The 13,216-nt window shown below is 48.3% G+C and carries 9 protein-coding genes; 6 read left to right on the top strand and 3 right to left on the bottom strand.

Annotation, left to right across the window (positions count from 1 at the left end):
• Position 1 precedes the first annotated feature (1 nt).
• Positions 2-2,368 carry a phosphoketolase family protein gene (locus tag CFF01_RS13945; RefSeq protein ID WP_088905193.1) on the bottom strand — a complete coding sequence of 789 codons (2,367 nt, stop codon included), beginning with the start codon at positions 2,366-2,368 and terminating at the stop codon, positions 2-4.
• Between the two features lie 426 nt (positions 2,369-2,794).
• On the opposite strand from CFF01_RS13945, the gene CFF01_RS13940 reads away from it, so the two are divergent.
• Positions 2,795-4,273 carry an alanine/glycine:cation symporter family protein gene (locus CFF01_RS13940; RefSeq protein WP_088905192.1) on the top strand — a complete coding sequence of 493 codons (1,479 nt, stop codon included), beginning with the start codon at positions 2,795-2,797 and terminating at the stop codon, positions 4,271-4,273.
• Positions 4,274-4,404: 131 nt separating this feature from the next.
• Positions 4,405-5,181 carry a peroxide stress protein YaaA gene (yaaA, locus tag CFF01_RS13935; RefSeq protein WP_088905191.1) on the top strand — a complete coding sequence of 259 codons (777 nt, stop codon included), beginning with the start codon at positions 4,405-4,407 and terminating at the stop codon, positions 5,179-5,181.
• A 108-nt stretch (positions 5,182-5,289) separates the two neighbouring features.
• On the opposite strand, the gene CFF01_RS13930 is transcribed toward yaaA, so the two are convergent.
• A complete protein-coding gene (locus tag CFF01_RS13930) occupies positions 5,290-6,696 on the bottom strand; it encodes a M28 family peptidase (protein ID WP_088905190.1) in 1,407 nt (468 codons plus the stop codon).
• A gap of 135 nt (positions 6,697-6,831) precedes the next feature.
• On the opposite strand from CFF01_RS13930, the gene CFF01_RS13925 reads away from it, so the two are divergent.
• Positions 6,832-7,128, top strand: coding sequence for an ArsR/SmtB family transcription factor (locus tag CFF01_RS13925; RefSeq protein WP_011864899.1), 297 nt, complete (start codon positions 6,832-6,834; stop codon positions 7,126-7,128).
• Between the two features lie 151 nt (positions 7,129-7,279).
• Here CFF01_RS13925 and rpsT read toward each other — a convergent pair whose 3' ends face one another.
• On the bottom strand, positions 7,280-7,546 hold the full coding sequence (gene rpsT / locus CFF01_RS13920; RefSeq protein ID WP_011864900.1) for a 30S ribosomal protein S20: 267 nt from the start codon (positions 7,544-7,546) through the stop codon (positions 7,280-7,282).
• A gap of 247 nt (positions 7,547-7,793) precedes the next feature.
• On the opposite strand from rpsT, the gene murJ reads away from it, so the two are divergent.
• From murJ to ileS, 3 genes are all read left to right on the top strand, one after another.
• Positions 7,794-9,353 carry a murein biosynthesis integral membrane protein MurJ gene (gene murJ / locus CFF01_RS13915; protein ID WP_088905189.1) on the top strand — a complete coding sequence of 520 codons (1,560 nt, stop codon included), beginning with the start codon at positions 7,794-7,796 and terminating at the stop codon, positions 9,351-9,353.
• Positions 9,354-9,418: 65 nt separating this feature from the next.
• Positions 9,419-10,354 carry a bifunctional riboflavin kinase/FAD synthetase gene (gene ribF / locus CFF01_RS13910; RefSeq protein WP_088905188.1) on the top strand — a complete coding sequence of 312 codons (936 nt, stop codon included), beginning with the start codon at positions 9,419-9,421 and terminating at the stop codon, positions 10,352-10,354.
• Positions 10,355-10,386: 32 nt separating this feature from the next.
• A complete protein-coding gene (gene ileS / locus CFF01_RS13905) occupies positions 10,387-13,209 on the top strand; it encodes an isoleucine--tRNA ligase (RefSeq protein WP_088905187.1) in 2,823 nt (940 codons plus the stop codon).
• Positions 13,210-13,216 lie beyond the last annotated feature (7 nt).

The raw sequence follows: 13,216 nt of genomic DNA, 5'->3' as shown, positions 1-13,216 counted from the left end.
CTTAACGTGTCCACACCCAGTTTTCGATGTTTTCTGGGTCAACACCGTTCGCTTTAATATAGTTACGGTGATCGACTAAGCGTTGTAGCATGTCGGTGGTGATGGCCACATGTTGGGTCTCATCGATAACACCTTGCTGGAATAGCTTGTAAGCCATGTCGATAACCAAGTGGTAGCGAGAGGTACCGTTACGTACACCCATGTCGAAAGGCGTAGTGGTTGAGCCTTCTTCTTCATAGCCTTTAATGCGGAATCTGTGGCTACCTTTGTAATCAAATACCAGTTTCTTGATGGTGTTTGGATAACCATGGTAGTTAAATACCACTCCCTTATCGGCGGTGAAGATCTCATCCATCATCCAAGGTTTGCTTTGGAACTTACGGCTACCCAGGCCGCTGCTGGTCAACTCTGTTACGCTGACGAAGCGTACGCGCACTCTTGGTAACAGTTCGCGTAGGATAACCAGAGATGCCATACACTCTTGCGTGACATAGTCACCACAGCCTGCCAGTACCACATCAGGATTATCATCTGAGGCAAAATCCCACACCATGACACCATCTTTGGCCTGTTGACGTGCTTCGTCCAACGTTAGCCACTGTGGTAGTTCTTTCTTACCTGCGGCAATGATGTTGAGTTTATCGCGGTCGGCGAAGGCGCGCTCAGTGTAGACCAGAGTAGAGTTTGCATCGGCAGGTAGATAAGCCGAGATGATCTCTGGGTGTTTCTCAAGCATAGCGCCCAAGAATGATGGATTCTGGTGAGAATAACCGTTGTGATCTTGACGCTCGAGCAGTGAAGAGAGCACGACGTTACAAGCAGGAACCGGCTTACGGAAGTGTACGCCCTGGCTGGCATAGACATATTTACAGTATTGGTCGGCCATAGACGACACCACTTGCGAGAAGGACTCATAAGTGGGGAACATGCCGTGACGACCTGTTACTGTGTAGCCGTGCAGCATACCAAAGAGCAAGTTTTCTGATAGCAACTCGAGTACGCGGCCATCGCGAGACATATCTTCGTCCCAGCTTTCAATTGGCCATTGCCATGCACGATCTGTCTCTTCAAACACAGCTTGAAGCTGGTTAGAGTAAGTTTCATCTGGACTGAAGATACGCAGGTTACGCTGGTCTCTGTTGAGCTTGAAGGCGTCACGCATCCATTGACCCATCTTCAGCATAGAGTAACCACGCTGGCCTCTTGGTGTTTCTGCGCCGTAGGCCAGATCTTCCAGCTTAGGGTTGTTCAGTGAACGTACCACTTCACCGCCATAGCTCAGGTGTTGACGACCACAGCAAAGCTCTTTTGGTGGAAGCAGTGATTGGATATCTTTGTCAAAGACGATCTGGTTTTGCTCGTTGATGCTATAGAGTTCACTGAACTTGTAGCTGGCAAGCCATTGGTCCAGTGCTTCCAGGTGCTGTTTATCTTTAGCACACTTGTTAACGATAACCTGGTGCGACTCGCAGTTACCTTCTAGCTTCTTACCGTTATCTTCGGCGACACCTGTCCAGCCTTTAGCTGTGCGCATCAGGATCACTGGCCAGCGAGGCTTAACGACATCTTCGCCACTGCGAGCTTTGGTCTGAATCGCGTCGATCATGGCATAGGCATCATCCATGGCTTTGGTCATCTGCAGATAGACATCTTCTTCAAGATCACTGTCGACAATGATTGGATGGTAGCCAAGGCCTTTAAATTCAAGTTCAAGCTCTTCGTGGCTCATGCGACCCATACGGGTTGGGCCTGAGATCTTGTAGCCGTTAATGTGTACGATTGGCAGTACGGCACCATTGTTGGCTGGCGAAACCAGACGGTTTGCATACCAAGATGCCGCCAATGGGCCGGTTTCAGACTCGCCGTCACCGATAAGTACGGTAGCGATTAGGTTAGGGTTATCCAGTACAGCACCCCAGGCCACTGATAATGAGTAACCCAGTTCACCACCTTCTAGGATCTGACCCGGTGCTTCAGGGTTAGCATGTGATGGATAACCATAGGCGGCTGAAAATTTCTTACAGATATCTTCGATACCTGTCTCGTTGTAAGGGATGGTCTCAGGATAGAAATGGCTTAACGATCCTTCCATAAACAGGTTAGCTTGCACTGCTGGGAAGCCGTGGCCTGGGCCGACAAGGTAAAGGAAAGGGCGATTGGTTTTCTTGATGAGACGATTAACGTTGGCGTAGACGAAGTTGATACCTGGGCAAGTTCCCCAGTGACCTAGCAGTCTGGGCTTGATATCGCTATGTTCTAACGGACGTTTATGCAGAACGTTCTGCTTTAAGTAAATTTGCGAGGTAGCCAAGAAGTTGGTTGCTCTTACAAATTTCTTGAGTGCGGTGATCTCTTGCTGTTGTGACATAAATAACCCCATTTATAGTAAGCAAAAAGTTAATCAAAGCTTATGTGAGGCACTATATTTGTAATTTTATTACAAAAACGTGTTCAATATCTTATTTTTGCAAAGTGATAAAATTTACAGAATGTTAAATTTTTGGTCGTAAATACTATGTTATCCACGTTAATACAGTAGCTTGTTTGTGTCTGGTTGCGTGATGCCAATGTCATGTAAATGGGTAAGTGTGATCTGTGTCACATGGTGATTTTTTGATGGTATGCTATTTTGGCGTGTCGGATTCGGCAGGCATGTTGCTTTAGCATCATGAAAGGATAATTCGAAAAGATAATCCTGCCGAAAATATTCGATCAAATTGGGAAGGAAATTCAACAACGATGGCGACTTGTTTTACTATGGCGCCGTAAACGTCCTAAGGGTTATAGAAGTTCTATGTTTGAATCTGTATTAAATTTAATCGACTCTGCGATTAACGCGGTTAACGGCATGTTGTGGGGTAGCGTGCTGATATACGTGCTGGTCGCTGCGGGCGTGTTGTTTACATTAAGATTGGGCTTTATTCAGCTCAGAATGTTTGGTCATGGCACTAAGCTAGTGTTACAGGGCCGTGAGAAAACAAACGGTATTTCATCTTTTCAGGTGTTTTGTACCTCTATGGCTGCAAGGGTGGGTACCGGAAACATGGCCGGTGTGGCCGTGGCGATCACTGTCGGTGGTGCGGGTGCCGTTTTTTGGATGTGGCTCATTGCGTTGCTGGGGATGGCGACCGCCTTTATTGAATCAACCTTAGCACAAGTCTATAAAATCAAAGACAGCGATGGCCAGTATCGTGGTGGTCCTGCTTACTATATGGAAAAAGGCTTAGGTAAGCGTTGGATGGGAACTCTGTTTTCTATTTTGCTGATCATTGCCTTCGGTTTTGCCTTTAACGCCGCCCAGGCTAATACCATGACAGACGCGCTTAACAATGCCTTTGGTTTTGATAAGACCATGGTTGGCTTAGTCATAGTTGCTGCATCGGCCTATATCATTAGCGGAGGCCTCAAGAAGGTGGCTAAGGCTTCTGAGCTTATCGTGCCTATCATGGCGGTGGCTTATCTGGCGATTGCGCTGGTGGTGCTTGCGATGAACATTGAGCAAGTTCCTGCGGCGATTGCCTACATAGTAAAAAGTGCTTTTGGTTGGGAAGAAGCCGCCGGCGGCGCGATGGGCGCTATGATGGCGGGTATCGCCCGGGGACTATTTTCAAACGAAGCCGGTATGGGTAGCGCAGCCAACATTGCAGCATCGGCTTCGCCGAATCCTAATCACCCGGCATCACAGGGCTTTGTGCAGATGATAGGGGTCTTTGTTGATACTATCGTGATCTGTAGCGCAACGGCAGCCATTATCTTGCTGTCGGGAGTGTTAGATGCGCCTGGCGAGCAGAAAGGCATTGGCTTGTTGCAACTAGCCTTGACCAATGAAGTGGGTGGATGGGCCGCCTATTTTGTGGCATTTGCGATTATCTTATTCTGTTTCTCCTCGATCATTGCTAACTATAGTTATGCCGAGAGCAACATCCTGTTCCTCAGTAAGAGTAAGAAGATACTGTATAGCTTCCGTGTTGCAGTGCTAGCTATGGTTATGGCGGGCTCCGTTGCTTCACTGCAGTTGGTATGGAATTTTGCCGACGTGTCTATGGGCTTGATGGCGCTGGTCAACATTGCTGCGATTGTCATGCTCTCTAAGGTCGCCTATGCGGTGATTAAAGATTACGAAATACAGCTGAAGGCAGGCAAGGTGCCTACCTTTGATGCGGCGCAGTTCCCAGAGTTAAATGGGCTCGATGAGCAGATCTGGAAAGGTAAGCCTAACGCGGCGGTACTGACTAAAGATCAAGATAAGTCGATAGCCGTGCCTGAGGTGTAGGCTAATACCTCGACGCTAATAGCCAATATCTATTAGTACCATCTAAAAAACCACGTCCTATGGGCGTGGTTTTTTTATGTCAGCGTCAGTATGATAGACGTCTCGTTGATCGTTAGAAATAAGGACAATTTATGCTGATTTTAGTCTCTCCGGCTAAAACCCTGGATTATGAAACACCAGCAAGTACTCAAACCTTTACCATGCCGACACTGCTTGAGCACAGTGAAGCGCTGATCGAGGTATGTCGAGAGCTAACACCAGCAGATATCGCCTCTTTAATGAAGGTAAGTGACAAGATAGCCGGTTTGAATGTGGCGCGTTTTGCCGAGTGGAACAAGGATTTTAATCTGGACAATGCTAAACAGGCCTTGTTTGCATTTCGTGGCGATGTTTATACCGGACTGGATGCCGATACTTTGTCGGCGCAAAGTCTTGAACGAGCACAAAAGCATTTACGTATCTTATCTGGCTTGTACGGCTTGCTACGCCCATTGGATCTGATGCAGGCTTATCGACTGGAGATGGGCACTAAGCTGTCGAACCCAAGAGGAGCGAACTTGTATCAGTTTTGGGGCGATATTGTCACCACAGAGGTCAATAAAGCCCTTGCCGAGCAGGGGGATGACATTCTGGTCAATCTTGCTTCAAATGAATATTTTAAGGCGGTTAAGCCTAAGCAGATCCAAGGTCAGGTGATAACGCCTATTTTCAAGGATAAGAAGAATGGCCAGTACAAGGTCATTAGTTTCTTCGCAAAGAAGGCGCGCGGCATGATGGTGCGTTATATGCTGGACAATAATGTCAGCCGTTATGAAGATCTCCTTAAGTTTGATACGGCCGGCTACTATTACAGTGAAGCGGATTCGAGCGTTAATGAGCCTGTATTCCTCAGAGAAGAGCAAGCCTAGCGAATGCCAGAGCCACAACGGCTCAACCCCATGAAAAAAGCAGCCATCGGCTGCTTTTTTTGTCTGAAACTAAGGTTGGAATTTCGACTCTCGCTTAACTGAGATTGTCTACTTGGCCTTAGACGTTAGCGGTCTAAGCTCAATCTCTGATTGCGCCATCAGGTAAGCAAACTGCGCATAGGCGGCGGCATTTTGTGCCAAGGCCTTGGGATCGATTTTGTCTAAGGTATCGTTTGGCGTGTGGTGATAGTCAAAGTAATCGGTGCCATCTTGTCTAAGTGATGCGACGGGAACGCCATGGTTAGGCAGCATAGAGACATCGGGCCCGCCTGAAGCCTGGTTGTTCCCCATGGCAACGCCGTTGGCTTGCATTGAGGCTGTATGGGCTTGTATGGCCGCAAAGGCGCTGTCTGCGACGTTAAAGTCTAGCTGGTAGATATATCCTGCGCCGAAGTCAGATTCGGCGGCAATATAGTGTTTATCCAGCTCATGTTGATGTGCTTTAGCGTAGCTCTTACCACCAATCAACCCCAACTCTTCTGCGGCATAGAGTACAACCCGAACCGTGCGGGCTGGCCGTTGTGGTAGCTGGGAGATAAGATGCCCAGCCGTAGTGACAATTGCGACACCAGCACCATCATCAATAGCCCCTGTGCCTTCGTCCCATGAGTCCAGGTGCGCGCCGATAAGCACTATTTCATCGGGTTTACTGCTGCCAGTGACTTCGGCGATAACATTATATGAGGTGGCATAGCCCAGGTTTTTAGGGGTCAGCTTAAGGTGGAGTATGACATTGGGATCGCGCTTTAGCATCAAGGCAATGAGATCGGCATCGGGGTTAGACATAGCGGCCGCTGGGATCTTCTCAACCCCTTCTTGGTAACGCATCATACCCGTGTGTGCCATCCTGTCATGATCTGTGCCGATAGAGCGAATGACAATGGCCAAGGCGCCCTTTTCGGCTGCGGCAATGGCGCCGCGTGAACGACCACCAACTGTGATGCCATAGCCTTTACCTGTCTTAAACCTAGGGGTGATGTGATCGATAAACACGATTTTCCCCAATACCTGGCTAGGCTCGGCGAGTTTTAGCGCTTCGAGGGACTCAAAGCGTACGATAGGGGCATTGATGCCTTCTTCTGGCGTGCCCACACTGCCACCGAGGGCTGTGATCACTAAAGGTTGGGCGAAAGGGGAGACAATGCTGGCCTTGGCCTCTCCGCGTTGCCAGACGGGAACCTTAACGGCTTCTTTATAGACCTTGTCAAAACCGAGTGAGTTAAGCTTGTTCTCGGCCCACTGAACGGCGATTAGGTCTTTCTCGCTACCAGCGAGTCTTGGGCCAACCTCAACCGTCAATGACTCGACAATATCGTAAGATAAGCTGGACTCGAGTGCTTTTTGTTGTAGCTGTGCGCTAACACTTTGATTTGTGTCTTCTGTTGTCGTGCTTTGACAACCTGCTAGTCCGGTAAAAAAGAGGGTGAATAAGAGGGGGAGAGGGGAGCTTTTCATGAGTTTCCTTTATTTTTATTACGTATGTCCCATTTTTGAAAACAATCTAGCAAAAAGTGTGCTTTATGTCCCGACTATATCTTTAAGTCAACGCTATATTAGTGCCGGGGTTTGTTTTAGGAGAAATTGCTCGTAATGAATATAGAATTGATGCAGCAACGAGCGGATAATGCTGTTGTATTGCTAAAGGCTCTGGCAAATGAACGCCGACTGTTCATCTTATGCTACTTGTTGAGCGAAGGTGAGATGTGTGTCGGTGAGATGAATAAAAAGCTCGGGCTTAGCCAATCTGCGCTATCGCAACACTTAGCATGGCTTCGTAAAGACAACTTAGTTGAAACGCGAAAAGAAGCGCAAACGGTATTTTATTCGCTAAAAAGCAAGGAAGTATCCGAGATTATTAAGTTACTCAATACCATCTATTGCCACTAGGTAGAGATGATATAGTGCAGGGAGAAAAGCTGATAGGCAGTATGCTGTCAGCTTTTTTTTTCGGGCGCGAGATTGAGCGGCTTTTAGCAGCCCCACTATATTTTAGATACAAAAAAACCGGCCTAAGCCGGTTTTTTTATATCGCGACAGATTAAGCAGCCAGTGCTTTGATCTTAGCGTTTAGACGAGCCTTATGACGAGCAGCTTTATTCTTGTGAATAAGGCCTTTAGTCGCCATACGGTCAACAATTGGTTGTGCAGCATTGAATGCTTCAGTTGCCGCTTTGTGATCGCCAGTGTTGATCGCAGCGATAACTTTCTTAACGTAAGAACGTAGCATAGAACGACGGCTAGCGTTGTGCTGACGACGTTTTTCAGATTGAAGCGCGCGCTTCTTTGCAGACTTGCTATTAGCCAAGGTGCAACTCCTAAAAGGGTTAGATATTTTTAAAGGTCGAGGAATATGCCTTTTTTTAGTCAGTTTGTCAATGACAATGATCGGATCTTTATCTTAAAGATAAATAATCAGAGCAGACTTGGCGTTCTTCAACCTAACTCGTGTAATATGGTGCGCAATTCTAGCAGTATTTGCTGCTTGGTGACAGGGGGTAAGTCGACTTTTTAACTTGCTCGACACACCTGTGGTGCTCGTTTCAGGGGGAGCTTTGAGCAAGAAACTTTTTAAGTCAGGCATGATAGTGAGTGCTATGACGCTGATTTCTCGTGTTTTAGGTTTAGTGAGAGACGTTGTAATTGCAAACCTAATGGGGGCTGGGAGCAGCGCAGACGTTTTCTTTTTCGCTAATAAAATTCCTAATTTTTTACGTCGACTATTTGCCGAAGGAGCATTCGCTCAAGCGTTCGTGCCTGTATTAACCGAATACCAAGAGAAGCATGATGACGAGGCGGTAAGGCTGTTGCTGGCTAAAGTGGCCGGCACGCTCGGAGTAGTAGTGACCCTGGTGACCTTGATTGGAGTGATCGCCTCTCCGGTCTTGACGGCACTATTTGGTGGCGGCTGGTTTTTGGCTTGGTTGAACGATGAGCCCAATGGTCAAAAATTTGAGCTAGCCTCGCTGATGCTGAAGATCACCTTTCCTTACCTCTGGTTTATTACCTTTACTGCGCTGGCCGGATCTATCCTAAATACTCGGGGGCGGTTTGCCGTGTCGGCTTTTACGCCGGTATTTTTGAATGTGGCAATTATCAGCGCTGCCATTTTCCTGGCCCCCAGGCTTGAACAGCCGGAAATAGGCTTGGCGTGGGGCGTCTTTGCTGGTGGTTTAATTCAGTTTCTGTTTCAAATTCCATTCTTGATGCGAGAAAAGGCTTTGGTTAAGCCCTCGTGGGGATGGCATCATCCCGGCGTGGTGAAGATTCGCACCTTGATGCTGCCGGCGCTGTTTGGGGTGTCGGTGTCGCAAATCAATCTACTGCTCGATACTTTTATCGCCAGTTTCTTGATGACAGGCTCGATCAGTTGGCTCTATTACTCTGACCGTTTGTTGGAGTTTCCCTTGGGCTTGTTTGGTATCGCGATTGCGACTGTGATCTTACCCGCGCTGTCGAAGAAATATGTAAATGCCGAGGGAGATGGCTTTGCCAAGACTATGGACTGGGGCATTAAAGCGATATTACTGATGGGCGTACCAGCGATGTGCGGCTTGATTTTGTTAGCCAAGCCTATGCTGATGGTGCTGTTTATGCGCGGCGCCTTTACCGTCGATGATGTCTATATGGCCTCATACAGTTTGATGGCTTATGGGTCGGGACTGTTAAGTTTCATGCTGATTAAAGTGTTAGCGCCTGGGTATTACTCTCGTCAGGATACTAAGACGCCCGTGCGTTATGGCATTATCGCAATGGTGAGCAACATGGTGTTTAATCTTATCTTTGTATTTCCCTTTGGCTATGTGGGATTGGCGATTGCGACCTCTCTGTCGGCGCTGCTTAATGCTTGTTTGCTCTATCGCGGTTTACATCGCGCCGGTGTTTATCAAGTGCCAAAGCAAACCTTTGTCTTTATGGGTAAAACCATTACCGCCGCAGTGCTAATGATGTCGGTGCTCTATTACTTGATGCCGAGCATGGACGACTGGTTGAATTTTACCTTTGTGGGACGGGCGACAGAACTGGCCTTGTTGATCGGTTCGGGGGCTGTGGTGTACCTGTTGGTTATGTTATTGTTAGGAATTCGCCCTTGGAGGATGAAAGCTGGCTTTTGAGTGCTGATTATCCTTCTCAGCTAGTATATAATCCGCGAACTTATGCTTGCTAGTTATTGAATGTAATGGAACTGATCCGCGGTATACATAATATTTTACCCAGACACCAGGGTTGCGTGCTGACTATTGGTAACTTTGATGGCGTGCACCGTGGTCATGCCGAAGTCATTGCTGCCCTTGTGAAAAAAGCAAAGCAACTCAAGGTTCCTGCGACACTGATGACCTTCGAGCCACAGCCTCAAGAGCTGTTTAGAGGGGAGAATGCCCCTGCCAGGCTGAGTTTGCTGCGCGATAAAATTGTCTTGCTCGATGAGCTCGGCATAGATCGTCTGCTATGTGTCAATTTCAATCAGAAGTTTGCCTCGATGCCCGCCGAAGCCTTTATCGAAGATCTCTTGGTTAAGCAGCTTGGTGTTAAGTATCTGGTGGTCGGTGATGATTTCTGTTTTGGCAAGCAGCGACGTGGAAATTTTGAGATGCTGAAAGCCGCCGGCGAGCGATATGGCTTTGCTGTGGTCAATACCCATAGTTTTATCATTGGCGATAAGCGGGTGAGTTCCACCGAGATCCGCTCTCAGTTAGCTAAAGGTAATCTGGAGCAGGCAAGGCGCCTATTGGGACATCCCTATGCGCTCAGTGGCAAGGTGGCTCACGGTGAAAAAATTGGCCGAACCATAGGTTTTCCAACGGCGAACATCGCCTTAAAACGCAAGGTCTCTCCGGTGAGAGGTGTCTTTGCGGTGAAACTGTATTGGGACGGCAGCGATATTTACGAAGGCGTTGCCAATGTGGGTTTCAGGCCCACAGTCAATGGACAAAATTGTCAGTTAGAAGTCCATCTGTTTGATTTCGATGGTGACCTTTATGGCCGCACAGTTGAAGTTGAGTTGGTGGCAAAGATTAGGGATGAACAGCCATTTAAGTCATTAGATGCGCTGAAGCTTCAAATTAAAGATGATGCTGACAGAGCCAAGGCTCTGCTTGGCTTAGATGCAGGCTGAGCTCTATTAGCTAAATTAACGGTATAGGATCAATGAGCGACTATAAATCTACTTTAAACTTGCCGGAAACTGAGTTTCCGATGCGTGGTAACCTGGCAAAGCGCGAGCCAGAGATGTTGAAATCTTGGACAGAGAATAAGCTGTACCAAAAGATTCGTGAAAGCCGCACAGGTGCCAAGCCCTTCATTTTGCACGACGGCCCGCCGTATGCGAACGGTAGTATTCATATTGGTCACTCAGTAAATAAGATTTTAAAAGACATCATTATTAAGTCTAAAACCTTGTCGGGTTTCGATGCGCCTTATATTCCGGGTTGGGACTGTCACGGTCTGCCGATCGAACTTAAGGTCGAGCAGAAAGTGGGTAAGCCTGGACAGAAGGTGACAGCAGCCGAGTTTCGTCAGAAGTGTCGTGAATATGCGGCGCAGCAGGTTGACGGCCAGCGCGAAGACTTTATCCGTCTTGGTGTGTTTGGAGATTGGCAAAATCCTTACCTGACCATGAATTTTGATACCGAAGCCAACATTGTTCGCTCACTGGCTAAGGTTATTGATAATGGTCATCTGCACAAAGGGGTTAAGCCAGTACACTGGTGTACCGATTGTGGCTCGGCGTTAGCGGAAGCTGAAGTTGAATATGAAGATAAGACCTCACCAGCCATTGATGTTGCCTTCTTGGCGGTAGATAAGGCTGCAGTGCTGGCTAAATTCGGTGTCGAGCAATGTGACGCCGATGTCGCGACCGTTATTTGGACCACGACCCCTTGGACCCTGCCTGCGAACCGTGGCCTCTCAATGGCCGGTGATATCGATTACGATTTGGTTGAGTTCACTAAAGAAGACAAGCAACTGGCCATCATAGTGGCGCAGCAGTTGGTTGAGTCTTGCCTTGAGCGTTATGGCGCCGAGACGCACCGTGTACTTGGTAGTGTTAAAGGTCAGGCATTAGAGCTGCTTCGCTTTAAGCATCCTTTCTACGATTTTGATGTACCTGTCATTATTGGCGATCACGTGACTGTCGACTCGGGTACAGGTGTGGTGCATACAGCCCCTGGCCATGGTCAGGATGACTTCGTGATTGGTCAAAAGTATGGTCTGGAAGTGGCTAACCCTGTGGGAGACAATGGTGTTTATAAGCCAGACACTGAGTTCTTTGCTGGTCAACATGTCTTTAAAGCGAACGATAACGTTGTTGCGCTGCTTGAAGAGAAAGGCGCGCTGCTGAATCATGTGGCCTATCGTCACAGCTACCCACACTGCTGGCGCCATAAAACACCTATCATCTTCCGCGCGACGCCGCAGTGGTTTATCTCTATGGATCAAAAGGGGCTGCGTAGTCAGTCACTGAGTGAGATCGAGAAGACACAATGGATCCCTGACTGGGGACAGAGCCGCATCGAGAAGATGGTTGAAAACCGTCCAGATTGGTGTATCTCGCGTCAGCGTACCTGGGGTGTACCTATTACCCTGTTTGTACACAGAGAGACCGAAGAGCTACACCCTGATAGCGTTGCCTTAATGGAGCGTGTAGCCCACAGAATCGAGCAAGAAGGCATTCAAGCTTGGTGGGATCTTGACGCAGCAGAGCTGTTAGGCGAAGAGGCCGACCAATACCGTAAGGTCACTGATACCTTAGATGTGTGGTATGACTCAGGTTCTACCTTCTCATCTGTGGTTGCCGCGCGTCCAGAATATAATGGTCATCCTGTCGATCTTTACCTTGAGGGTAGTGACCAGCACCGTGGCTGGTTTATGTCGTCTCTGATGATCTCAACGGCCATGAGTGGCAAGGCGCCGTACAAGCAGGTATTAACCCATGGTTTCACCGTGGATGGTCAGGGCCGTAAGATGTCTAAATCTATCGGCAACGTGATCGCCCCGCTACAAGTCACTAATAAACTTGGCGCCGACATTTTGCGCCTTTGGGTCGCGGCGACAGATTATAGCGGTGAGATGACCGTCTCTGACGAGATCCTTAAGCGTAGTGCCGATGCCTATCGTCGTATCCGCAACACTGCGCGTTTCTTGCTTGCAAACCTCAATGGTTTTGACCCTGTTAAGGATACCGTTGCCGTTGAAGATATGGTGGCATTGGATCGCTGGGTGGTACGCCGTGCCGCAGCCTTGCAAGCTGAGATCTTAGAGGCTTACGAGCAATATAATTTCCATTTGGTGACGCAGAAGCTGATGCAATTCTGCTCTGTCGAACTAGGTAGTTTCTATCTGGACATCATCAAAGACCGACAATATACGGCTAAGGGCGATAGCTTAGCTCGTCGCAGCTGTCAGAGTGCACTCTACTTGATTGCCGAAGCCATGGTGCGCTGGATTGCGCCTATCTTAAGCTTCACTGCCGATGAGGTATGGCAATCTCTGCCGGGTGAGCGCGATGAGTTTGTGTTTACTCAGACCTGGTTTGAAGGTTTAGCTTCAGTCACCCTAGATAGCGACCTGAGCGACGAGTACTGGACAAACCTCATCACGGTACGTGACGAAGTGAACAAGGCGATTGAACAAGCGCGTCGTGAACAACGCGTTGGTGGTTCTTTAGAGGCTGAAGTCACGCTTTACGCTGATGATTCCCTAACCGAGTCTCTAGCATTGTTAGGAGATGAGCTGCGTTTTGTGCTGCTGACCTCTAATACTCAGATTGCGCCGCTGGCGAGTGCGGGTGATGATGCGGTAGCTACTGAGCTTGCCGGTCTAAAACTGTTAGTTGCTAAGACCGAGGCGGCTAAGTGTGACCGCTGCTGGCACCATAGAGAAGATGTGGGCCAGGTTGCTGAGCACCCACTGCTTTGTACACGTTGCGTCACCAATATTGAAGGTGATGGCGAAGTACGTCAGTTCGCATAAGGGAATA

It is taken from the genome of Shewanella marisflavi, assembly GCF_002215585.1.
In the GTDB taxonomy this organism is placed as follows: Bacteria; Pseudomonadota; Gammaproteobacteria; order Enterobacterales; family Shewanellaceae; genus Shewanella; species Shewanella marisflavi.
This window is presented reverse-complemented; position numbering and strand designations above follow the sequence as displayed.

What these genes read in the sequence shown, in the direction of transcription:
- yaaA (WP_088905191.1), top strand. Translation starts at nt 4,405, where the DNA reads ATGCTGATTTTAGTCTCTCCGGCTAAAACCCTGGATTATGAAACACCA.
- CFF01_RS13930 (WP_088905190.1), bottom strand. Translation starts at nt 6,696, where the DNA reads ATGAAAAGCTCCCCTCTCCCCCTCTTATTCACCCTCTTTTTTACCGGA.
- CFF01_RS13945 (WP_088905193.1), bottom strand. Translation starts at nt 2,368, where the DNA reads ATGTCACAACAGCAAGAGATCACCGCACTCAAGAAATTTGTAAGAGCA.
- CFF01_RS13940 (WP_088905192.1), top strand. Translation starts at nt 2,795, where the DNA reads ATGTTTGAATCTGTATTAAATTTAATCGACTCTGCGATTAACGCGGTT.
- ileS (WP_088905187.1), top strand. Translation starts at nt 10,387, where the DNA reads ATGAGCGACTATAAATCTACTTTAAACTTGCCGGAAACTGAGTTTCCG.
- ribF (WP_088905188.1), top strand. Translation starts at nt 9,419, where the DNA reads ATGGAACTGATCCGCGGTATACATAATATTTTACCCAGACACCAGGGT.
- CFF01_RS13925 (WP_011864899.1), top strand. Translation starts at nt 6,832, where the DNA reads ATGAATATAGAATTGATGCAGCAACGAGCGGATAATGCTGTTGTATTG.